Genomic DNA, 23,873 nt, shown 5'->3' with positions numbered 1-23,873 from the left:
GTTGATAGTCATTGTGCTACCAGCTAATAGTCCGGTTTCATTATTAAAGGCTGTTAGGGTGGCAGTTGCAATCGCGCCCACTTTTAACACACCACTTGTTGGTGCGAAAACAACATTGGTAATACTAGTGGTGTGCGCATCAAGCGAGGCGGTATTGACCTGCACAGTTGTGGCGGCTGGATCATTATACTGCCCCAAACCATCTTTCAACATTAAACTAACCGGAATCGTTCCTGTGGTTCGATCCGTATTCCCCTCTTGGACTAAATAATCAAATGTATAAGTAGAGTCATTAATCTTGACCAAATTTTGCACAGCAACATTATTAATTGTGGTTGTGCCCAAGGTATAAGTATCCACATCGGCAGTGACAGTGGTTGTAGCGCGAACCGTATCCCCCACCTTATAAACCAGATTCGGCAAACTAATCGTCAATATCTGTGGTTTATGCGCATCAATTAAAGCCGTATTAGCACTCGGCGTTGTAAAAGCAACATTAACATTGCCATAGGCATCACGCAAAACTATCGAAATCGGAATTGTACCCGCCGTCCGGTCTAAGTCATTTTCCTGCACCGTATAAATCAAAGTATAAGTATTATCATTATTATCAGTTAAATTTGCCGGATTAATAGCCACCCCATTAACCGTTGACCCCAAGGAGACATAGGCTTTTCCATCAGCAACTATCGACAATGGGATATTCATACCAATACCATAAGAACCATTCGCGATATAAACTGCCGAAATTACCGGCTTATGCGCGTCTAAAGAGGCCGTCGAGGTTAAAACTGTAAAGGCAGTATTCAGATTACCAGAAGCATCACGCAAAATTATCGAAATCGGAATCGTGCCACTAGCGCGATCAGTATCACCTTCAATTATCACATAATCCAAAGTATAAGTCGTGCTATTAATTTTTTGCAGATTTGTAACTGTTTTACCATTAATCGTAGACGCGCCCAAGGTATAAACATCAACATCGGAAGCAACCGTCACTGTCGCTCGCAAGGTATCACCAACTTTATACATCAAATTAGGCGCTGTCACTGAACTAATTGCCGGCGCATGCGCATCAATCGAACCGTTAATAAAATTGCCACTATAGGCAATACTCTGATTGCCATAAGCATCAACCAAAACCAGATAATACGGAATCGTTCCGGTCGCGCGGTCAGTTTGTCCCTCGGCAATTACATAATCAAGCGTATAAGTAGTATCATTTATTTTTTGCAGATTGGTCGTCGAGGCGCCATTGATCGTTGTTGTCGAACTAGCCAACAGGTAAACACTTGGATCAGCCGCTACTGTAATGGTTGCGCGTAGGGTATCGCCGACCTTATAGGCCAGGTTAGAAGTAAGCGCTTGAGAAATCACCGGCGCCACATTATCGATATAAACTGTCGTCGTAGCCGAACTGGTTTGCGTTTTGCGAATATCATCAGCTGTAATACGCACACAATAAGTGGCTCCAGCAATTGTTGGCAAATCAGTTTTTGACAACCAGTCAATATTAACCGTATTACTGCCGGAATCGGTCAAAATATAAGCACTACTTGTCCCCACTTGATACGCATTCGCATTATCAATCAGAGGATCGCCAACATCAGCCGTGGTGTCCAAGTCCACTGTCGAAATCGTCGGATCACCGGACGGACTAAAGACACAGGTTGTGCCGGTTGCATATTCAACTTTAACTCGTGTTGGTTCCCAGTCCACATCCGCCACTTCCATAGAAATATCCACCTTGCCACTACCATCAGTTTTTTGCGCCACTGAATTAAAATAACTCGTCGGTGGTGATTTTAATTCCATGGAAAAAGCCGCTACCCATGGATAGGTTGCCACTGCCGCAGTGCCCGCTGTCTGTTGAGCATAGGTTTCAATGCTCTTATTGGCTGTAGAAAAATTAGCAATATCCGCCGCCGTGTAAGGAATAATATCAGCAACATTGTGTTGGAAACCACCCAGAGTTGCCGTTGTATCAATCAATGATTCCTGTATCTTGGCCGTTACCACCCCACCATTGTCATCTGCCATAAAACCGCTCAAGGACAACCAATCACCTGTTATTTTTGGAAGAGAACTTACCCCGGCCACCTTATAGAATACACCTGTAGTTGTTAAGTCCACAGGAGTCGTGGTTGCAAAAATCGCTGAATCCTGAAATTCACTCAAATTCAAAGCCATCACGCCGGCTGCCAACCATTGCATCGTAGCCGCATCTTGCGATATTTCCACTGATGCTGAGTGCGCCGCTTGAGTAAATGTCTGTGCCCAGCCTAAACCATAAACTGGTGTATCATTACCATCTTCACCCTCAACATCTTGCAAGGAAACAATTTTTCCAGCATCAATATTCATTTGAGCACGATAATTAGACGATCCAACCGTCACAATATCTGCCTGCGTATAAGCATCAACTAGCCAATTATCATTATTCATCTTTGGCGTCCAGTTAATACTCGTTTTGCTAGTTGGCGTCGTCGTCAAAGCGCCACCGGTAGAAGTGGCCACATTCCACACTAAGTCGCCACTTGCAATCAAATCATCAGCCGCAATTGCGGTCAAAGTTATATCCTCTACATTAGTCGTATTAGAGATATTATACAATTGCACATTAATATCCTCATTAGCAGCCGTCCAAACCGTAAACCAGTGATACGGTGTCTTGTAGGACACACTGGTCTGATCAGCCTCTTCCATGGTCTGCGATTCTGGAAAAGCCACATTATTGTGCGTCACCCGTAAACCAGAATTAACATTTTGATTGCCCACATTATGATAACCCCAAACCATTAAGAGATACTTCTTGCCCACTGTAAAATTCGAACCAGCAATCCAACCAGCGGCCGATGCATTCGTTCCTGATTGAGCGGTACCGGTCACGTTTACCCAACCGGCTGCCGATGCGTTCGCTTCATTAGCCACTCTTCGAGCCACAAAATGTTGCGCCACGGCATCGGACGCGATCTGCCACTGTCGATTTTCTACCGTCAATTTTTGATTATTGCTATTCATCTGCAAAGGTCCCAACAAATAAAACTCCGGCGACACATTGGGTGCATCAAAAATATAAGAGACACTTAATTTTTCCCCTTTTTTCAAATCAAGTCCTTTCCAAACCAAATACTTCGAGTCACCAATAATATACTCCTCAAGCTTGTTGTCAATTTTTTGAGAACTTCCGTCGGTAAAAATTCGTTCCACTACAGCAGACGCAATTAAAAAATCTTTTGGTACCACCTCAACCACTTCTCCGACAAAATCAGCATTCGCGCGTACATCAAAAGTTAGAGGATAATTTGCTTTTGGATAAATACGCGTCGGACCTTTTCTTTCTACTTCAAAAACCGTCCCCTCTTTCACCTCGAAACTATCGGCAATTTCATAAACACCATTCTTGGTTGTCGCCGTCAATTTTAAATCGTAAGCGCCATTTTTTAAATCACCGTAATTAAGATAATAATCCGGAGTCTCAATCACGTTATCCGGTCCGCAGGCAGGATTACGAACTATTGTATTACTCTTTGTGCTCAAAGTGTCCGTCCCGCCAAAAAGACCCGGGGTGCTAATTTCCAAATTCAAATCAGCGTCACAAATCGTACTACCGTGCTCATCTAAGACCGCCATTTGAATATAGGCGCTATCTCCATTTTTATAAATTGATTTATTAAAGTTAATGGCTAAGACCCCCCAATTAAAATCCTGCGTAAAATTAAGCGTCTGGCCACCAGTTAAAGTATCGTCCTTGATTGTTAATTCCAGAGAATACCTACCTGGCTTAAACTGTCGTGGTTTATCCTTGAAACTAGCGCGGAATTTACCATTCTTTAAATATTCAATATCAAACAAATTATTATCAACCTCCAATTTTTGGCTCTCCACCTTGGACTCAATATTCATTTGCTTATATTCATCAACGAAAAGACCTTTCACGCCAACTCCTAAGCCTGCCCAAAACCCTCGTTGTTTCTTAAACTGAAAATCCAAAGCCGGCAACTCATTCATCTGAAAATCCTTCGCTGGCGTCACCTGCTCCAAACTAAAACCATCTTGAACTTGTGCCACATCAGTTGCCGCCTTTGAGTTGTATGCGAAAAATAAACCAAAAAACAAAACAGCACTAAACAAGCTGATTACAACCGTTCTGAAAAATTTATTCTGTTTTTTAAATATGTTTTGCATTTGTTATTTTGTATCAACTTACCCCATATTTATTAGAAGCCTTTATTCGTGCGACCTGCCACCACCTCACCCCGACCCTCTCCTGGCCAGGAGAGGGAGACTAACCAATCCCCTCTTGTGAATTATTTAATCCTCCTTCATTGTAAATTGAAAATTGAAAATTCGCCAAAGGCGATTATTCTCCTCCGTCATCATTACGCCAACGATAGTGAATCTGTTTCACAAATATTTTCTGCACCTTATAAAATAGCGAATAATTGTCATCATCGAGTTTAGCCACGTCATTAGTACTATAAAGACCAGCATTGTACTCCACATTAGTATTGGCAAATGTTTTACTAAAAATTAATTTAAAGTCCAAGGTGCAGGTATTTGACAAACAATCAGATGTACTATTGCCAAGCGACACGCCATTGGCCGTATCAGTGCCGGTTTCCGTAAATTGATTAGTCGCCTGATTCCAAGTAAATTCCAGATCACCGTATGGAGCAACATTGTCGACATTATCGGCCAAACGTAGTCTTACATTATCTAAAGCAGTCCAGCCATTTTCTTCAGATACGACAGCCCGGAATATCCATTCGTCTCCACTCGCCAAAGCTGTCTTCGTTGATGTAGCATTCACAAATGTCAAGGAATTATTCACAATCGTATTACTAGTCTTAACGGTTATTTCCGTAGACGCAACTTTATTACCATATTTATCATAAGCCCAAATATTAAAAACATAATTCGTGTCTGGATTCAAGCCGCTCAACTTGCTTGAAGTTGCGCCGCTATAATTATATGCATTAAGGGCGGTCAGGTCATACTCAGTATCCGCTTCTGTCACACCACTAGTCCCCTCTTTATAAAAAATCTTATATGCATTTACTGTCGGCGGATTTGTATCTGTCGCCGGTGTTGTCGTCGCAAAAATCAAAGTAACACTATTCGTTGTCACGCCGCCATTCATTAAAGCGCCAGGTAGTGTCGGAGTAACATTGTCGATAGTCAAAGTGCTCGTTGCTACTAAAATTTGCGAATCTAAATCATCCTTCACTTGTAAGCGCACGCAATAAGTCGCGTCACCAGTTGGCAAATTGGTTTTTCCAAACCAATCGAAGTCAACCGTATTAGAGCCTGGCGAAGTAATAATAAAGCTTGAGCTTGTACCGATTTGATATTCACGGGCATTGGAAATCGTTGGCGCTCCCCAATCAGCCTGAATATTGGCCTGTGTCGTATCTAAGGTTGGGATTGCTGGCGAGGCAAAATTACAAGCCGCCCCCAGAACATAATCCATTTTCGCAACCACTGTATCATCATTATCACTATCATCAACTTCAATCGACAAATCAACCACACCGCCACCGTCCGCTCTCTGTGCCAAAGAATTCACACTAACTGTCGGAGCATCATTAGTCTCAATGTCCACGCGACTCGAACTGGCTTTATTACCATAAGCATCATAAGTCCAAATTGCAAAACTATATTTAGTGCGAGAATTCAAACCGGAGATTGTAGTCGTCGCCTTGCCATTAAATAACTTATTAGCCAAATTAACGTCAGTAGATGATGATAAAACACTACTAAGCTCGGTAGGATCGGTGCCATCATAAAGCTTATAAAAAATCTTATACTCAACAAAGTTTGTCTCAGTACTGGTCGCCCCAAAATTCAAAATCACCGAGGATCCAGTTCTTTTATTCAAGCTCAAGGCACCGGGAGCGGTTGGCTTCAGATTATCAATATAAACCGTAGTTGTGGCCGGCGTCGCCTGATCAATCAAGAAATCATTTGCCGTTAAGCGCACACAGTAAGTCCCCTCCAAGCCTTGAAGATCACTTTGAGTCTGCCAATCAACAAAGACTGAATTCGTGCCCGAGGCAGTGCGAATCGGATTTGCTTCGGTGCCGATTTGATATGTTTGGGTATTCAACACTTGCGGATCGCCATAGTCCGCTGTTACGTTGGCGTCAGTTTCATCAATCGTCGGATCACCGGCTGGACTAAAAACACAACTGGTTCCGGTCGCAAATTCCAGTTTCGCCCTCGACTCCTGATTATTAACATCATAAACCTCAAGCGAAAGATCCACGACGCCAGTGCCGTCCCGGCGAGTGACTGCCGAATTAAAACTACCGGTCGGCGGAAAATTATCCCACTTATAGGTATAGATAAATTGACCATTCATCTTGGCCCCTGTGGTGGCGTTGGCCGCCCCGTTATTAGTATAGCAAGCCTGATAAGTTTGGTTATTGGTTGTCAATAAATTCGCCGTCACGTCGCGATAAAATTCAGTCGTCATGTTTACGCCTACCGCGAAAGAAGTGTGAATATTTGAGCAAACTGGCGAGCTGGTACTCAAATTGGTGCCCAAAAGAATATTAGCGGTCGGCATAGAGTTGACGGTTGAATTACCAAATAAATAACTACTCAAAACTCCCGCAGCCAGAATTGTCTTATTGGCTGGTTCCGGCAAAACCGCATTAGCCGTATTAACTGTTGCTGACTGACTATTGCCCGCGGTCATACTCTGCCCACCATACATCCGCACTGAAGCAAGGTAGCCATTATTTTCTGAGGTATAGGTATAGGTAATCATCAATTCCGCCGAAATACCACCATAGGTCAAAGAACTGGCTGTTGTGTTTATACGCACCTTCTTCACCGTTGCCGAATTGGCCTTTTCCAATTCCGCATAATCAGCCACGGGAATAATATGAATCAAATTAAAAGACGGTTTTGTAATTGTTGTGCCGGAATTGTAATCATAAGCCAAGTTGGTGGAGGTGGCATTATCACCCACTGTACTCGAAACCGTTATCGTTTGATTCGCCGATGTCACATTACTGGTTATTAAACGCACCCACGCACTCTTAATTTTAACCGTGCCAGTCGCACTACCGTTCTCGGGAAAATAAACCCCGACCTCTTTACTAGTCAAGGTATTCACGGCACCATTATTAATAATTCCCATCGGCAAAGACACAGTCCGCGTCTTTGTCGCCGCACTGGAAGAGGAAATATAAGTTTCAAAGATTTCGCCACCGACGCCAAAGTTTGTCGCAGAATTAATATAATATTCTACCTGCTGACTAGAATTTTCAGCATAACCAGAACTGGCCCAATCAGGAAAATACATCGCCGGCATACTAACCTGATCACGCAGAGCCGCTTCATAATGAAAACTAGCGCTATTCACATCTACGCCGGTTAGATTGATATTTGGATCTAAGTCGGTAGTTGTGTTGCCACTATTTGCATCATAAAATCGAAACCACTGCGACAAACGACTAGTACTAGTTGCGCCACTTGGAAACTCAGGAATATCCATTTTATAATCAAACAAAGGACAGGTACTATTACGCGTACAAGCCCCTATACTGGCTTGTCGAGAGCCATTGTCAGTGCCATTGGTCGAATCCAGTGGATAAGTGACAGTATTGGTCTGATTAACCGTATTAGTGTCATAGGTGTAAGTGACATACAAAACCGCTTTAGCATTAGCAATACTGTTAATGACTGAACCAAAAGCAAAGTTATAATGTAGTGCTCCTTGCATTAGCGCGCCGGCACCAGTATAAGCGGCCAACTGTGCCTCGCTTGTCACATCAAAAAGCAAGCGCACCTGATTACTTTCGGATTCATCAAAAGACAAGACCGTGCCGTCGGCCTGCGCCACACGGCCGACTCCCGTTAGAGAATTAGCCGTACACGACTCCTGACAGGCATCAAAACCAAGCGTGTAGCCAGTATAGTTACCAGTATTATTCACATAACCCTCAATCTGAGCTTCAAACATGATGTAAGCATTCTTAACCACCACACCAGTTTCGGCTAATTTAAAATTAAAATTTGCAAATGAATTGTTTGTATTAGTATTCTGCCCAGTTGTGGCCCCGCCATTATAAACACCGGCCATAAAGGCCACCGTTTTCACTTTGTTAATCACTGCATCCGAAGCAATCTGCCAAGGACGCATCTCTGTCGCAGAGCCAATAGTCAATGGTCCCAGTAAATAGAATTCCGGCGACACATCAGGGGCATCGTAGCGATATTTAATCTCCAAAATATCTCCCTTCAAAATCTCCACACCTTTCCAAGTTAAAATTTTTCGATCACCGACAACATTCTCTTCATATTCAAAACTAGGTCCATAGGGATCGCGCTCAATCGAATTAGTAATTCGTAAATCATTACTAACAACCCTAAAATTTGCTGGCATAGACTCAACAATGTCGCCAGAATAATCCTCCTTGGCTGTTACGAGCATCGTCATTACATAATCAGCTTTTGGAAAAATACGCGTCGCCCCCACTCGCTGCACCTCAAGGGGTAGGTTACCCTTCACCTCCAAGACATCACTGATGTTGCGTGTCCCGTTTCTGGTAATTGCTGTTAATTCAATGGCATACTGCCCTGCTTCAGCGACATCATAATACGCAAAATAATCCGGAACATCAGTCACTGTTTCGGGACCGCAAGCAGGACTAAGCGCAATCGTTCCACTCGCCGTATCAAATTCCTTGACTACACCGCTGGGGCTAATTATCCTTAAGAGCAATTCCGCATCACACAGGGTATGGCCACCGTCGTCCAAGGCCGCCATCTGCAAATAAGCGCGCTCATTCTCCCGGTAAACAGACTTGTCATAATTCAAAGCCAAAACTCCCCAACTAAAATCTCGAGTTATTTCAATCGTCTCTGGCACATCGCCAGAGTTGTCAATAATAATAAATTTAATCGAATATTTACCTGGCTCAAAATCAGCTGGTAAATCGGGCAAGGTAATCACAAATTCACCGTCATCTTCGAAGAAAATCGTCGGTTGGAAATTTAAAACTTGACCATCTTTACCAATTAACTCGGCGCGTAAGTCAATGTCGCTCCAATAACTCGTCCAACCCAAAAATTCACCTACTTTGGATAATAGTTTTTCGTTATTTTTAGTATACTTAAAACGAATCTCACCTTTTTCGTTAATCTTAAAATCCTTCTGATCGGACAACATTTGCAAAGCCTGTTCCCAACGTGCTCGTCGCAAAGCCTCCAACTCTGGCGCATTATCCGCGACCTCATATTCCGCTGACACCCAAGCACTGTCCAAATAAAAAACAAAACCATCCTCACTGTCGTTTACACCCTCCAGCTTCAAGTGTAAATTTTTCACATCTGTCCAATTTTTCAAGAAACTAGCGTCATACTCAAAATAACCGCCATGTAAAGCATTCGAGGCATCCGCATTGCTAATTCGTCCCAATTCCTGCCATAAAAGACTATCAGTTGATGTGCTAGTTACCTCGCCCACTGCATACCAAATAACAATTTTATCATCAGTCTGTGCATTCACTTTTTTTGCAAAAAAATCCCTGAGCACATCTAGTCGCGACTGCGTACTAGTTGCCACCAAATCTTCAACGCTTGGCAAAACATCAGTTGAACTGGCTATCTCATCAGACGATGTCGCTAGTTGCTGCAAATCATTTTCCACATTCACAACACTATCAACCCCCTGCTCAAGACTGCCTGCTTCTTGCTTTATATTTGCTGTAGCTAAAGAAAATTTAATCGTCGCTCCTTGAAAATTACCAAAACTCTCTAAGTCAATTACACTATCCTGTGCCAAAGCATAATAATTATTCACACTAGCGCTAATTTTTCCAAAAAAATTAAGAGTTTTATCGAGCCAAGAAACTTCTTTTGGCGTCTCTTCTGCTCCACCAGGATTTTGCACTGGCTCAATCACCTCCACTGAATCATTATCCAATACTGGTGTCTGAATTGATTCTATTATTTGAACATTGTCGTAATCATCAACTAGCGGTTCATCACTAGATGACATCGGTGCCTCCTCTTCTGTGTTTAAATCTGGCTGAACAACATCCTCAGTCGTTGTAGCTATATCAATATCGCCTTGCACCTCAGTCGTTGTAGCTAAATCAATATCGCCTTGCACCTCCGGCTCCGTCACCGATGAGCTGGCTTCTACTGGCTGCTCAACTGATATTATTGCTTGATCGTCAGTGGCTACGCTGTAATCAGTTGATGGCAAAAAATTATCTAAAATTAAAGAATATTTTCCGCCTGAATAAAAAGCTGAATTACCATCATTAAAAGCCATTAACTCATCATTTGGTCCCAAATCAGGCTCACCCAGGGTCTTCTGCTCACTCCACCAACCAGTCTTAAAATCAGTTTGCTCACTACTAAGACTCGCATTACCAACATATAAATCCACCACCGCCACATCTACGCCCATAATCGCTCGAATAGTCTTGCGTGCAAAACCAAAAGGCGAAAAACCAAACACATAAATAATTAATCCCGCTAAAAAAACAAAACGCCAGCTAAACTTTCGTTCTTTTAGCTGACTTCTGAGATTTTTTAACAAATCAAAGGGTATATTAGTCTTTCCTTTTCTTACAAGCATGGAAAAATAAAAAAATTAATTATTTGTTTAATTAATTTTGTTTTTGTTTTTGCTTAATTTTAGCTGGATACTGAAATGATTTGTTTTTATTTTTGAAGAAATTTATTTGAAATATTTTTATGCACAAATTTATGATTCCTAAAGTTATTATAACATTTTTTAGGCACTCTTTGCAATAATTTAACAAACAAGAAAAGGAAGAAAATTTGTCATATTTAAAGCACTTTTGAACATAGCAAGGAACCGAAATAGCCTTAAAAATAACACTGTGGATAAAAAAACCCGCCTACGCTAAAAAAGCTACGGCGTGGCGAAGGTAAAACAAAAACTCCCCCGGTAAAACCGGAGGAGTTTTTACTATATAGAATCTATTTACTAAATATTAGTAAGTAGGTGTACAAACGTAAGTCAAAGTTGATTGATAATCACCAGCTTCTTGTAAGTCAGTAATACCAACTTCGTAAGCCACTCTAACTTTACCCTTATCAGGTGTAGAACCATCAGCTGCACCAGTGTGAGACATAATCTCCATAGGAGCAGTTGCAGCTAAACCTGCAAGCTTAGCACCACCAAAGGCTGTTCCGATAGCACCATCAGAATCATCAGTGGTAAGACCCATGTGACCATAAGTATTATCACTGCCCAATGTTGCCACTGGATCAGACCAAACTTCAGGTGTCGCTAAACCAGCGTTATTAGCAGCCATTTTAAAGCTGTTAATGTTAGCTCCGGCAGCTGAAACCATTTCACCGTCTTGTTGAACAGTCACACTAAAACCATTACTAGCATTAGTTGTTACTGATAACTCTTGGCCCACTACTGAAGGTGCCACAGAACTCAAAGTTCCGAAAGGAACTGCAGTTGCTGTTGAAGTAGCAGTTGTTGTTGCGCCATTAATCTCAACGCCAGCATTAATTGCAGCAACTCCGAATGTCAAAGTTGCGTTAACGTGAGCGGTAACAGTTACAGCATCTACTAAATACACAATCATTTGCGCATTTTCAATTTCTACGCCACTAGCATTATAAGTTCGAGCGTAAACAGAGTAACCACCAGCCACTGGACTGGTTACACCAGTAACAGTAATTGTCTGATCTGTTGTTGAGCTAACTGCAGTGTTAACCTCACAACCAACTCCGTCAACGGTAGTGGTTGCAGTTGAATCACCAAAAGCAGCACAACTAGTATTGCCTTCCACAGCACCAGTAAAGGAGCCGAAATCAATACTAACATAATCACCAGCTACCAAAGCGGTGCCTAGATTGACTGTGATAGTATGTGTTGTAACAATACTCGGTGCTGAATCACTGATTGTGTCTTTTGCAGAATCAAATGAAGCCGCTTTTGCCGTAGGCATTGTCAAATAAGTTGTTACCATAGAAAATATTACTAAGGCAACAAGAAATCTTCTTGTTTTTGTTTTTTGCATGGGAATAAAATTCAAGCAATCAATCCGCCGAGGCAGATTAATTAATTAAATTTATTTTAAATTTATAAGGGATAAATTGATTGTTATTTAGGCAATCAATTAAAAAATAAGCTTATTTTTGTTTGTGTTTATAGTTTATTTTAAACTATTTTGTTTTTCCTCGTCGCGCTATAGCTTTGGCTATAGCGGATTTTAAATAATTAAAGCCTCTTTAAACTTTAAATATTTTTTTTAAATATCCAAAACCTCTTTAAATCTTAGATATTATATTTTTTTTAACAATCAAAGCCTCTTTAAACTTTAACTGCTTTTATTTTCGCAAGATTTTCGACCTTCTCCATGTTGTCCACAGAGAAATCTTACTAAACTTATTATAACATATTTTTACCAATTTTGTCATACCATATTATTAAAGTAAAATGAAAACAATAAAAGCCCAACGGTGGGCTAAAATTAGTAACAAAAAATAAAAAAAATTATTAAGCAATGGCTGAATATTTCATTTAAAAAAATAAAGTTCATTAGACCTGTGGACAAACAAAACCCCTCCTCGGGTTATTAACCCAAGGAGGGAGCAAAATCATGCCCGAGGGCAATCAAATATTAGTAAGTCGGTGTCGCAATATAAGTCAGTGTGTTTTCATAATCACCCGCTTGTTGCAAGGCGTTAATTTCCGCAGTATAGGCTACTGCCACTCTACCCTTATCTTGAGTTGATCCATCAGCTGGACCATCATGTGTCATCACATTCATAACGCTTGAACCAATAAGACCGGCATACTTTGTACCATTATAATCCATGCCAACAACAGTTGTATCATCTGAAGTTAAACCCATGTGACCATAAGTCCAATCATTATCAAGAACTGTACTTGGAGAAACCCATGCCTCAGCTACGCCCAAACCAGCACCATCAGCAGCATCTTTAAAGCTATTAATATTGTCGTTACCATCAGATGTCATTTCTGTATCCTGTTCGACTGTGACTACAAAACCAGCAGATGAATTAGTTGTCACCTTCAATTCCTGACAAACAGTTGATGGAATAGTTGGAATTAAGGTTCCAAACGGTGTCGAAGTTGCTGACGTGGTAGCAGTACAAACAGCACCGTTAACAGTGGCATCTTTATTCATACCAGCCACTGTGAATGTTAAGGTAGCGTCAACACGCGCTGTCATCCAAACATTATCAATGATTTGTACAACAACCTGTACCCGTTCTGCTAAATTTCCAGCCACATCGTAGTGAGCAATATTAATAACTTGACTTGTAGTTGCTGTCGGATTAGTTGTATTGGCCAAGGTAATAGTTTTAACACCAGCGGCTTGAACACCAGTACAACGAATTGTTTCTGTGTTAAACGCGCTAGCAGCACCAGTTGAACAAGTCACGTTACCAACCAAGACATCGCCAAAACCAGCTGGCATAACCACTTCGAAATAACCAGTCGCATCAGTTGATGTTCCTGAGGTAAAAGAAATAGTCGTTGTTGCAGCCGTACCAGGGGCTGACTCACTCAATAGAGCCTTAGCGGCCGTTAACGAATTGACGGCTTGGGCGCTGTTTACTCCTGGGTAATAACCAACTACGGCCAACACCAAAGAAGCAATCGCCAACGAGGCTATGAATTTTTTTTGTTTCATAATTTTTGTTTTATTTTAGTTAAGATATAAGCGCTTATATACATCCTATAAAGGATGTAGCTTTTAAAACCCTGACTTCGACCTGCCCACCGTCTATGCCTAGACAATGGAAATCATGGGGATTTATTAATTAAATCTTTTTATAAGCATTCTGCCGATTGCATGGGGATTTATTTTCCACGAATCAACGAATCTTCTACAAAATCACTTTTGTAAGAGGTTTGTGTATTCGTAAGGCAGAGCAATAAAAAAAATGCCTTTCAACAAAAAGCATTTTCAAAAAAAATTTATCCCTATTTAGTTTTGACTCAAATCACACACTTCAATCCCCTCTTACCGAAAAATTCCTTATACCAATTCAAGAATATCTAATTGTCAATTTTGTTTTTATTTTTTGATTTTTATTTTGCTTTTTGTTTTGTTTCGCTTATTTTTAGCGATTTTCTTCGTAGCACTGTTACTCTTTTGCACAGCCCTACAAAGATATAACTATATTATACACCAGATTTAAAATCTGGTCAATTGTGGATAAGTTACCAAGCTCATTGACCATTTTTATTTAAATCTCTTCTTAAGCAAAAGGGAGAAAAATGTAATAAAAACCAAGGCAAAGGTAATAATACCAATAAAAAGAAAAATATTGCCATCATAGACCGCCCTGCCAGAGTAAACAACCAACAAGGCAAAGGGTAATTCTGAAAGAACAGCAATGATCATAAACTTTTTCAAATCATATCGCACAATTCCCAATGTATAAGCGGTAATCTCAGAAGGAATGGCTAAACGAAAAATCAAAACTAATAAAAATTGTGCATCCTGCGAAATTTGACTTTTATAATACTCAATCTTTTTAAGTGAAAAAAATTTTTCCAAAACCCCCTCTCGTGTAAAATACCCCAAAAAATAACCAACCAAGGATCCAATAAACCAGCCTGATAATAAAAAAACAAAGGTCCAAAAATCACCCCAGGCAATAATGGCAGATGGCACCAACGGCAGACTAGAGAGCGGAGAAAAAACAACGGCCAAAATAGAAATGAGAACAAATGCGAGAATTCCAACAAAAATATGCTCTTTTATAAAAAAAGCCAATTGATCCACTGAAGAATAAACAGTCTCACGAAAATAATACAAGGCCCCAAAGATGCTCACCATCAAAAACAAAAAAAATGTCAGTGCTAAAACTTTTTTAATAGCCTTATGTTTAAAAATGCTCATATTGCTAAATATTAAACTTTAAACCTTTTTCGTCTCCTAAGCTCTGCCCAGGTCCATAGAAATAACCAAATAAGCACCGGCCCCATCACCTCAAACCACTCATCTTTGACCATGGCGATATGAATAGCGGTTGCGATAAAAACCAAATAGGTTCCCCGCTGAATTTTTTTCCAGTATTTGCCAAAAAAATGCAAGGAAAAATTATTAGAAGTAAGAAGCGGAAACAGCATCGCCACCACGGCTAAACTCCCCCAGCCATAGAAATTTTGCAATGACCAAAACTCGGCATCTAAAAAATAAATTCCTGCCAAGCCGCTACCAAGTAAAAAGAATAGTACATGGACAATAGCTGCTAATCCACAGATTACACCCAATTGTTTTCGATAGCGCAAAACTCGAAATAAGATCTTATTTTTGGTAATTTCTGCCAAGGGTCGTGAGACAAGAATAATAATCAACAATATCCAACTCAAGTTGGCGAAGAAGGTGTGGGTTTCTAGGAACATAAATTAATTCAACGCAATTACGGCGGTTGGGCAATTCTTAATCGCTGCCGTCAACAATGGCGCCTCTAAATTATTTTGAGATATTACTTTTGCCCGATGAGCAGCTATTACAAAATGTTCCCGGTCAATCTTTGCGCAAACACCACAACCAATGCAACCATCTAGTATGGTTACTTTTTTCACCGCAATATTCTTGCTTAGCGTTTTATCGTAGCCCACAGTTTTGCCATCAACATTTTTACTACGCACCTGCTCTTTGTTGCTATTGTTATCAATAACACATCCACTGGTAATATTGGATAAAAAAATCAATATAAATATTAATAATAATCGTTGTTTGTTCATAGACTTCATTATATCATACAAATTTTAAAAATAAAAAATGAGTGGCACCAAGAACTTTTGCTCTTAAGTAACCACTCATTGTATAACAGCCCATTTCCAGAACTGTCTTAAACTTTTTGATCACCGCGTACATCTCTGAATAATGAGGCACCTGGAACTTTTGCTCCTAGCGTCACCCACTTCTAATTTTGCGGTTTATTCGAAACTATTTTTAAGGGATTTAGATAGTTGTTGCTTGAATTTTGACATATAATACTAAGAACTTTTGCTCTTAGTCTTTGCTATATCTTATTCAAAGCTTCCCTTTGATTACGAGATTATACAAGCCAACTTCAGAAATTAAATCTTAAACACAGACTTGTCTGATTACGAATTTGGCATTTCCGAACTCGTCAGCAAGATCTGGATATTTTTGGTCGAACCATGCTGTACTTCCCACACTTTTGCAGTATAGCCATACGTAACCGCATCCTTCGTCAACTGTAGGAAAAAAGGACGATCCACGCTCTGCTCTTCACAAAGAGCTGACAAAGACAAGTCTTTGACAACGGTCTGAATTTTTTCATGTTTCTTCATTGTGCTCTTGTGCTGCTTCTTGGCATGGCTAGTCTTCTTGTTGATGTGCGCATGCTTTTTGCCATGACTACTCTTCTTGCTAATATGGCCAACATTTTTGTGATTATGAGCCTTTTTAATGTGACGGGGCTTCATTTTCTTGGCCGGCCTGGTTTTATGCACAGTCTTTATCGTTTTCGCGGCAACAATAGTCTTTTGCGAATTAGTTGCTACGATTGTGTGTTTCTTTTTTTCAGGCGATGCAACTGGGGTTGATTTCTTGGCTGGCGCTAATGCCTGTTTCTGTTTACCAGGCCCTACATCCCCCCTAAGTTCGTCAATCTTCTCCTTATACGCCGTCTCTTTCTCACTAAACTTGGCAATCTTTCCCTCAGCCACAGTTAATTTCTCTTCGGCTGCCTTAAGATTGCCCTTGGCAACCGCCAATTCAGTTGCATGTTCCCTGTTCAGTTTTACAATGTCTTCTGTTTTCTGACTTTCAAAGCCAGCAATCTTGTTGTAATAATAACCACAGCCACCAAGGGCTGCCGCCAGCAATATCGCCAGCAGGATAATCGTATAATGTAACCTTCTTTCTTGTTTGGTCGCCATCGTGCACCTCCTTAAAAATGACAGGCGGAAGTTTTATCTTCCGCCCAGATTAATCACCCACCAACCTTTTGAGCAGCGACTGCTGGCTCAGCGGCTTTTGCCCCAACAACATGCAATGACTTCGATGTTTTTACTGATGCTGCGGGCAAGCTCTTTCTCACAACTTCAGCTCTCAACAAATCATCCTTCTGTCCACTATACTGAACAGAATTAAGACACTTTTTTAAAGATGTCTTCAACTCCTCCATACCCTTGGGTGTATCATCAAAAAGTAAAGTCTTTGGAATCATTTTATCAACACCCAATGTAAGCGTAGTAAAAGGCGATTCAAGTCTTACAATATTATCGTGTAGTAATTTTTCAATTTTGACAATAAAACCAGGGACATCGACTTCGATAATTTCGGCAAGACTATTCGCCACCAAGACCGGCGCCGATTTTTCTTCAATTTTCTCAACAACAACTTCTACCGCAGGCACCATTGTCGCTGGTTTGATTATGGCATCTAACACATTCGGCTCTTCTCCCATCTTCCCCGAATCAGACACTTCCTCTTCTGTTCCTTTACTAACAACATCGGGACGTTTTGGGATTTTTTTATAGACAAAAAGAATCACGCCAAGAAGACCGACAAAGGTAAGCGCAGATGCTACCAATTGGACATTAAACCATGACGTTTCCTGAGAATTGGAACGCGTCGGCTGTTTAATGACTGGCCCTGACTCCATCTTGGGCTGTTCCACTTTAACGGATTCTTTTTTAACCACCGCTATTTTTGCTGGTGCAGACGTAATCATTCCAGCCTGAGCTGTTTCCAGCTTTGACCAAACGAGAACTTCGCCTGGTTTAATATCAGTACCGCTGGACGGCACTACTGATATCTTGGCTTGCGGATAAAGACTTTTCAATACAAATATTACTCCGTTTGCCCGCACACGACCCAAAGAAGAATCGTTTTTGTCATTGTCATCAGCTGCACCCGCTACGGTAAGACTCAGCTTTGACTGATCTTTAACGCTCAACAAGCTCTTATCCAGGTCTGCAACAGTCTTGTGCAACGATTTTTTTGTCTCCTCGCTAATCGTTGTTTCACCGGCCTTGTAGCCGGTAATTCTCAGACTCGCGCCATTGATTTCTGCCCAAGCCAGGCCGCTAACTGAAAGACAAAAAATTGCCACCCATAGTATTTGTACCTTGCGCATCTCTGCCTCCTTAGTCCGCTTGGACTTTTCTTTATTTAGGGCGAGACGCCCATTGTCAATGTCCTAAAACACCGATAAATACCAATGTAATTTAATATGCTATTATTATCACAATATTAGCAAAAAGTCAAGCTATTTGGCAAGTAAAATCAAACCAAGGAACTAAAATATAAACCAAAACAAAAAAGAGCTAATAATAGCTCTTTTTTAATATTTTATTCAAAATTACATCATCTTCTTCCGAATAAACGCCGGGATACCTAATTCTTCATCATCTTCTCCTTCGCGGCCGACAATCTCTTTCTTTTGTGCTGGCTCCGCTTGAGCCGCTTTTAGCGGTGATGGTTTTGTTTTTCTTCTCTCAATAGCATAATTATCTTCTTCTATTAAAGGGCTGTTATCCATAGCTACCGGTGTCGCCACAGCTGTTCGAGATGTTTTATCACGATCAGCGATATAGGAGCTTGGAACATAGGCTCGGTCACTAACACTTGCTTCCTTAAGACCGTGTAGTGGATTATCAAAGCCAGTCGCCACTACCGTAATCTTTATCTCGTCCTTCATTTTGCTATTAATCACCGTGCCAAATATAATCTTCGCTTCTTCGTCAGCCGAGGCGGTAATAATCTTAGCAGCTTCATTAACCTCAATCATGCTCAAGTTCTCGCCACCAGTAATGGTGAACAAGATGCCACGAGCACCTTCGATAGACATTTCCAACATTGGTGAACTAATAGCTGCCTTTGCCGCTTCAATTGCTTTATTCTCACCGCTCGCCGTACCGATACCCATCAGGGCGGATCCAGCATTAGACATAACTGCTTTAACATCGGCAAAGTCGACGTTAATCAAACCTGGGATGGTAATTAATTCGGCAATACCCTGAACACCCTGTTGCAAAATCTCATCAACTACCATAAAGGCATCTAATAATGAGGTTTTCTTATCAATCACTTGTAATAATTTATCATTGGGAATGGTAATAATCGTATCAACTTTGTCGCTCAATTCCATCAAACCACGCTCAGCAATATTCTTGCGTTGCGCACCTTCAAAAGAAAAAGGCTTGGTTACCACTGCTACTGTCAAAGCGCCTAAGTCGCGTGCAATCTCGGCCACAACCGGTGACGCGCCTGTTCCAGTACCACCACCTAAGCCACATGTAACAAAAACCATATCAGCATCTTTTAAAGCTTCTCGGATTTCATTCTGTGACTCTTCGGCTGCCTGTCTTCCTAGCTCCGGATTCATACCAGCACCCAATCCCCTAGTAACCGCTTTTCCAATATGAATTTTCTTAGAGGCTTTATTATAGTGTAAAGCTTGCACATCAGTATTAACAGCAATAAATTCGACTCCCTTAACACCAGCATCAACCATACGGTTTACACCACTTCCGCCACCGCCACCGACGCCGACCACTTTAATTTTTGCAAATGTCTCAACTGCTGGTTTAATTTCAGCCATATTATAGTTATTAATAATTATAGGTTAAAATTTGTTTATAAGAAGATTATATATAATCGAGGCGAATAAATCAATAGACATCAAAGAAATCTTTTTACGGTATTAATGACTGAATCCACTTCTTAGCTTTTTCTGCAATCTTAGCCACTGATTCGCCTTTCGGCATTTTTAAGCTAAAACCTTTGGAGCTGTTATCCTTAGTTTGATCACCCCAGGCCACCAATCCCAAAGCATTTAAAAATTCGGTATCATTGGCTTTGTCGATAATTGTACTAATATTGGTATTTCTACCCAAAGAAGCTGGTAGGCGTAAATGACGCTTCGCAACATCAGTAATATCAGCTAATTTGGTGCCACCACCGACTAAAAAGACGCCACCTGGCAACATGCCCGATCTTTCAATTTTCTTTAATTCTAAATCAACTTTTTCAAAAATCTCTTCTACTCTCGCCTCGATAATTTCTGACAAATATCTGGCTGAAATTTCGGTCACCTCGTCCTGTGCTTCTTCTTCTTCGACTAATTTGCGTATATCGAATTGCTTGTCTTCGGTAAATTTCTCCGGATTAGCTGAACCAAAATTGATTTTAATCTTGTCTGCTAGGCTAATTGGGCAACGTAAGCCAATCGCGACATCGGAAGTAATGTGATCAGAGCCAATTGGAATAACGGCTGTATGCAAAAGCTCGCCCTCCTCAAAAACAGCCAACGAAGTTGTTGCAGCGCCAATATTAATCAAAGCGGAGCCGATTTCTTTCTGGCGTGAACCGATTACTGCTTCAGCAGCAGCCAATGGCGACAGCACTAAATCGTCAATATCTAAACCGGTTCTAAAAATAGCTTTAGTTAAGTTCTTGATCTGGCTAGATAGACCTTGAATAATTAAGGTTACCACCTCCAAACGAACACCGGTCATGCCAATTGGGTCCTTGATGTCTTCCTGGTTATCAACGATAAATTTAACAGGCACAACGTGAATAATTTCATAATTTGGTGGCACAGATAAAGCACGTGCTGCTTCAAGCGCGCGTTCAATGTCGTCCTGGCTAATCTCACCATCACTACGACTCACTGCCACAACGCCACGAGATTTTTCACAACGTACAAAGGGGCTATTAATGCTCACCCAAACACTCTCAACCGGCACACCCACCAATCTCTCGGCCTTTTCTAGACACTCTGAAATAGAAGATGTAACATCCTCTATGCTTTTGACTACTCCCTTACTAATTCCCTGTGACGGCACAGAGACCGCACCGATGATTTGGAGCTTGTCTTCTCGATCATGTTGACCGATAACTAAACGAATTTCTGTTGAGCCGACATCAAGTCCGGCAATAATATTCTCAGCCATTGTTTAAAATTACAAAAATAAACTGTACACAAGTAATGCACAAAAATGTATTTTCTTTTAATATTATAATATAATCACAAAATAATTACCAGTCCAAACAAAATTAGCTTAATTGCCTAATATATACGGTATAAAAATAATTAAACCAACTATTATCGCCACCATTGAAGACAACATGACTGCTGCAGCCATAATATCCTTAATTTCCATCACAAAGTCATTGATGCGCGGTTTTAAGATATCGGTCACGCGCTCAATGGCGCTATTAACAACTTCCATTAACATCACCTGCGCTATTAGCAAAATAACAATAATTAACTCTATCTGCGTAATATGAAAAAACCAAGAAAAACCTAAGGCCAGTATGGCGAAAATAATATGCACGCGAAAATTCTGCTCGTCGCGCATTACTAAAAAAAGACCCTTGACGGCGTATTTAAAACTTTTGAATAAGCGTTTTATTTTAAACATATTTTTAGTATTTTATTTTTTTAACAAAACTCTCTCCTAATTTTTCCATTTGCAAGCGCCCCTTTTCGGTTTTATCATCGTAGCCTTGCAAATGCAATAAGCCATGAATCAAAATAAAAACCAACTCATCTTTAACACTTTTAGAAAAAATTTTGGCCTGTCTTTTGATTTGGGCGTAGTCGATAATAATTTCGCCAAAAAAGTCCCGGTCACCATCAAAAGATAAAATATCAGTAACCTTATCTTTATGGCGATAAGACTTGTTTAAATCCTGAATTCGCTTATCACCCACAAACACAATCGACACATCGCGCTTTTCTTTAATCAACTCTAAAAATTTACTTGAAACTTTTTCCACCAATTTCAAATTTATATTCGATCTAGTTTTATTAACAACATCCACCATAAATTTTAATTTACAACATCCAAGCTATTCACCATCATCTCAAATAATTTTTGATAATTAAGCGCATTACTGGCGCCTAAATTATACGAAATAATATAGACATCACTGGAACCATTCTTAGTCAAATAGTAATTTAAACCATCCTTGCTAACAATTCCGCTCCAACCCGCCTTAGTGCTAACCTTTTGCGACTCATTAATCATGTCAATGTTAGCCGTTTTTTTATACCATTCTTCAATCACTTGATTATCGGGAATGGGCTGAACAATAATTTGCACAAATTGAAAACCGTCAATCTTAAACATTATCGAATCATCCTTGTCGAAATTACTAGGTGTCCAAGCCATGGGATAAATCAACGAATATCCATGGGTTGGATTAGAATAACTCGTAATTGCCTTATTACTAGCCAAACTGCCCTTACCGACTGGATCATACATTTTATCAAGTTCCTGAAAATCGCTATAACCATCACCATCAGTATCCATTTTATTAAAATCCGTTCCCAAAAGCACCTCCTCAAGATCGCTTAAACCATCAGCATCGCTGTCAGTCGCCTCTCCAATAATAGCTTCTTTTTTTAACTCATCGCGCACATAGCTTTCGCCGGAATTAACAATGTCTGAATTTATCGTTGTCGAATCAATACTGCTGGAAATATCCAATGACTCCGAAGAGGTACTAAACGTCGAAGTGCTCAAGTCTTGATTAAATTCATTAATCAAATCATCAATAGTGCTAGTCGCTCCATCGACAAGCGCCTCGGTACTTGTCGCATTTATCAAAGACGTTGTTGTAGCCACTGGATTAGTGTCTTTTTTTTCATTATCACCAAGCGCTGCTTTCTCCTCCTCTATCATCATGTCAATATTTTTGTTTAAAGAAAAAAAATCTTTTTTAACAACCATGTAATACAACAAAAAACCAAGACCAACCAATAAAATCAAGCCCCCAGCCATTACAAAAACACCGGCGCTCATATGACTACCCTCGCTGGCAGATTTAGCCCTTCTAAAACTCTTTGGCATGGTATGCACAACTATTCCATCGCGCAAAAAATTTTCATATTTTTTTTCGCTACCAATATTTTTATTTTCTTCTTCTTGATTCATTTTTTTATCTTAAAAAAGTAATTATTTTACCAACTTACCAGCTCCCAATGGATTATAGCCACCCTTAACTTCGGCACCATCAAGATAAGTATCGCCATCAGAGTCGCTATTTAGCGGATCAGTCCCATATTTCGCTTCTTCTGCATCAGTCAAACCATCTTGATCAGAATCAATTGTAGAATCAACTGGATTGGTGGCCACTGGTGTTACTTCGCTATTTGCAGACCCTGTAACAACTGCCTCACTTCCTGCTACCGGACTTGATTGCAACGGCACTGATGTAGAAGCGGCTGCTGTCTCGGTTGTAACTGAGTTCAAGAGGCTACCCTCTCCATTCGGATTTCTACCAATCTTCACCTCATCGCCATCGCTCATGCCATCACCGTCAGTATCAGGATTCAAAGCGTTTGTCTTGTAAACCTTTACTTCCTCTCGATCAAAAAGACCATCAGAATCAGTATCAGTACTGTCAATATTTGTTCCTAGTTGTTGTTCCTCGGCATCAGTTAATCCATCTTTATCAGTATCAATTCCTTGTTCTAACGACACATTTGCAGTAGTGCTAGCAACATCAGCAACCGCTGGAGTTTCTACCGGTTTTTTCTCCTCCACGATTGGCTCATTCTTTATAAGTACGGCTGTCTTTTTTGTCATCAAATAGCCATACCCGAAATAAGCACCAACGCCCAATAGCGCAAAGCCAAGAACGGTCATTGCTAAAACAAAAACTTTTTGCATATTTCCTTTGTGCTCCTCATTGTCACCAATTACCTCATTGGCATTATTAACTCGTGGCTGGAATTGAACTGGCTTCTCAACAGCTGGCTCAATAGCAGCGAACATATCCTCTGCCACTGGCGAAGGAATGTTATTTATTTTTGGCCCATTTTGACTGGGATCACTTTGTTGGTTTAAATCATCGAACATAAAGTTTTACTTTTAATTATGT

15 protein-coding genes are annotated in these 23,873 nt (G+C 40.5%); all 15 read right to left on the bottom strand.

Features of this window, described 5'->3' with window-relative positions:
• On the bottom strand, window positions 1–4,188 hold a 4,188-nt coding region (locus tag KKD45_05545), incomplete at its 3' end, for a hypothetical protein (protein ID MBU4309950.1).
• Window positions 4,189–4,363: 175 nt separating this feature from the next.
• The gene (locus KKD45_05540) at window positions 4,364–10,603 is read right to left on the bottom strand and encodes a fibronectin type III domain-containing protein (protein MBU4309949.1); all 6,240 of its coding nucleotides are present in this window, start codon (window positions 10,601–10,603) and stop codon (window positions 4,364–4,366) included.
• Between the two features lie 382 nt (window positions 10,604–10,985).
• Window positions 10,986–12,032 (bottom strand): hypothetical protein, encoded by a 1,047-nt coding sequence (locus tag KKD45_05535; protein ID MBU4309948.1) that lies wholly within the window; start codon window positions 12,030–12,032, stop codon window positions 10,986–10,988.
• A gap of 603 nt (window positions 12,033–12,635) precedes the next feature.
• Window positions 12,636–13,676, bottom strand: a complete 1,041-nt coding sequence (locus KKD45_05530; protein MBU4309947.1) for a hypothetical protein — start codon at window positions 13,674–13,676, stop codon at window positions 12,636–12,638.
• Window positions 13,677–14,231: 555 nt separating this feature from the next.
• Entirely contained in the window at window positions 14,232–14,894 is a 663-nt protein-coding gene (locus KKD45_05525; GenBank protein MBU4309946.1) for a VTT domain-containing protein, read from the bottom strand.
• Window positions 14,895–14,905: 11 nt separating this feature from the next.
• Window positions 14,906–15,400 (bottom strand): ferric reductase-like transmembrane domain-containing protein, encoded by a 495-nt coding sequence (locus KKD45_05520; protein ID MBU4309945.1) that lies wholly within the window; start codon window positions 15,398–15,400, stop codon window positions 14,906–14,908.
• A 3-nt stretch (window positions 15,401–15,403) separates the two neighbouring features.
• Entirely contained in the window at window positions 15,404–15,745 is a 342-nt protein-coding gene (locus KKD45_05515) for a ferredoxin (GenBank protein MBU4309944.1), read from the bottom strand.
• A gap of 366 nt (window positions 15,746–16,111) precedes the next feature.
• Entirely contained in the window at window positions 16,112–16,912 is an 801-nt protein-coding gene (locus tag KKD45_05510) for a hypothetical protein (GenBank protein ID MBU4309943.1), read from the bottom strand.
• Window positions 16,913–16,965: 53 nt separating this feature from the next.
• On the bottom strand, window positions 16,966–18,114 hold the full coding sequence (locus KKD45_05505; GenBank protein ID MBU4309942.1) for a hypothetical protein: 1,149 nt from the start codon (window positions 18,112–18,114) through the stop codon (window positions 16,966–16,968).
• A 225-nt stretch (window positions 18,115–18,339) separates the two neighbouring features.
• Complete coding sequence (gene ftsZ / locus KKD45_05500; GenBank protein MBU4309941.1) at window positions 18,340–19,581, bottom strand: cell division protein FtsZ; 1,242 nt, start codon at window positions 19,579–19,581, stop codon at window positions 18,340–18,342.
• A 94-nt stretch (window positions 19,582–19,675) separates the two neighbouring features.
• A complete protein-coding gene (ftsA, locus tag KKD45_05495; protein MBU4309940.1) occupies window positions 19,676–20,935 on the bottom strand; it encodes a cell division protein FtsA in 1,260 nt (419 codons plus the stop codon).
• A 108-nt stretch (window positions 20,936–21,043) separates the two neighbouring features.
• The gene (locus tag KKD45_05490; protein ID MBU4309939.1) at window positions 21,044–21,406 is read right to left on the bottom strand and encodes a diacylglycerol kinase family protein; all 363 of its coding nucleotides are present in this window, start codon (window positions 21,404–21,406) and stop codon (window positions 21,044–21,046) included.
• A 4-nt stretch (window positions 21,407–21,410) separates the two neighbouring features.
• Complete coding sequence (gene ybeY / locus KKD45_05485) at window positions 21,411–21,812, bottom strand: rRNA maturation RNase YbeY (GenBank protein ID MBU4309938.1); 402 nt, start codon at window positions 21,810–21,812, stop codon at window positions 21,411–21,413.
• Between the two features lie 5 nt (window positions 21,813–21,817).
• Complete coding sequence (locus KKD45_05480; GenBank protein MBU4309937.1) at window positions 21,818–22,924, bottom strand: hypothetical protein; 1,107 nt, start codon at window positions 22,922–22,924, stop codon at window positions 21,818–21,820.
• A 21-nt stretch (window positions 22,925–22,945) separates the two neighbouring features.
• Window positions 22,946–23,851, bottom strand: coding sequence for a hypothetical protein (locus tag KKD45_05475; GenBank protein ID MBU4309936.1), 906 nt, complete (start codon window positions 23,849–23,851; stop codon window positions 22,946–22,948).
• Between the last annotated feature and the right edge of the window lie 22 nt (window positions 23,852–23,873).

This window comes from Patescibacteria group bacterium (assembly GCA_018897195.1).
Lineage (GTDB): Bacteria > Patescibacteriota > Patescibacteriia > Patescibacteriales > UBA12075 > JAHILH01.
This window is presented reverse-complemented; position numbering and strand designations above follow the sequence as displayed.

What these genes read in the sequence shown, in the direction of transcription:
- KKD45_05540 (MBU4309949.1), bottom strand. Translation starts at nt 10,603, where the DNA reads ATGCTTGTAAGAAAAGGAAAGACTAATATACCCTTTGATTTGTTAAAA.
- KKD45_05535 (MBU4309948.1), bottom strand. Translation starts at nt 12,032, where the DNA reads ATGCAAAAAACAAAAACAAGAAGATTTCTTGTTGCCTTAGTAATATTT.
- KKD45_05530 (MBU4309947.1), bottom strand. Translation starts at nt 13,676, where the DNA reads ATGAAACAAAAAAAATTCATAGCCTCGTTGGCGATTGCTTCTTTGGTG.
- KKD45_05525 (MBU4309946.1), bottom strand. Translation starts at nt 14,894, where the DNA reads ATGAGCATTTTTAAACATAAGGCTATTAAAAAAGTTTTAGCACTGACA.
- KKD45_05520 (MBU4309945.1), bottom strand. Translation starts at nt 15,400, where the DNA reads ATGTTCCTAGAAACCCACACCTTCTTCGCCAACTTGAGTTGGATATTG.
- KKD45_05515 (MBU4309944.1), bottom strand. Translation starts at nt 15,745, where the DNA reads ATGAACAAACAACGATTATTATTAATATTTATATTGATTTTTTTATCC.
- KKD45_05510 (MBU4309943.1), bottom strand. Translation starts at nt 16,912, where the DNA reads ATGGCGACCAAACAAGAAAGAAGGTTACATTATACGATTATCCTGCTG.
- KKD45_05505 (MBU4309942.1), bottom strand. Translation starts at nt 18,114, where the DNA reads ATGCGCAAGGTACAAATACTATGGGTGGCAATTTTTTGTCTTTCAGTT.
- ftsZ (MBU4309941.1), bottom strand. Translation starts at nt 19,581, where the DNA reads ATGGCTGAAATTAAACCAGCAGTTGAGACATTTGCAAAAATTAAAGTG.
- ftsA (MBU4309940.1), bottom strand. Translation starts at nt 20,935, where the DNA reads ATGGCTGAGAATATTATTGCCGGACTTGATGTCGGCTCAACAGAAATT.
- KKD45_05490 (MBU4309939.1), bottom strand. Translation starts at nt 21,406, where the DNA reads ATGTTTAAAATAAAACGCTTATTCAAAAGTTTTAAATACGCCGTCAAG.
- ybeY (MBU4309938.1), bottom strand. Translation starts at nt 21,812, where the DNA reads ATGGTGGATGTTGTTAATAAAACTAGATCGAATATAAATTTGAAATTG.
- KKD45_05480 (MBU4309937.1), bottom strand. Translation starts at nt 22,924, where the DNA reads ATGAATCAAGAAGAAGAAAATAAAAATATTGGTAGCGAAAAAAAATAT.
- KKD45_05475 (MBU4309936.1), bottom strand. Translation starts at nt 23,851, where the DNA reads ATGTTCGATGATTTAAACCAACAAAGTGATCCCAGTCAAAATGGGCCA.